The 238-nt window shown below is 68.9% G+C and carries 1 protein-coding gene; it reads right to left on the bottom strand.

The genetic code is table 11. The features are described from left to right. Positions 1-238 (bottom strand): agmatine deiminase family protein (locus VR45_RS41700; RefSeq protein ID WP_199926117.1); only part of this gene is annotated, 238 nt, incomplete at both ends.

Genomic DNA, 238 nt, shown 5'->3' on the forward strand with positions numbered 1-238 from the left:
GTCCTTGCCCTTGACGCCGGCCAGCCAGATCACCTTGGTGACGCCGAGAGCCTTCTTGAGTTCGGCCTCGACCTGGTCGCGGCTCATCCCGGGATTGCGGTTGGCGTTGACGACCGAGCTCTCGGTGACCAGCAGCGTGCCCTCGCCGTCGGTCTCGAAGGAGCCGCCCTCGGCGACCAGCCTGGTCTCGATCCGCTCGACGCCGTACTTGGCCAGCACGGCGCGGGCCACCTTGGCG

Source organism: Streptomyces sp. NRRL S-495 (genome assembly GCF_000966955.1).
In the GTDB taxonomy this organism is placed as follows: domain Bacteria; phylum Actinomycetota; class Actinomycetes; order Streptomycetales; family Streptomycetaceae; genus Kitasatospora; species Kitasatospora purpeofusca.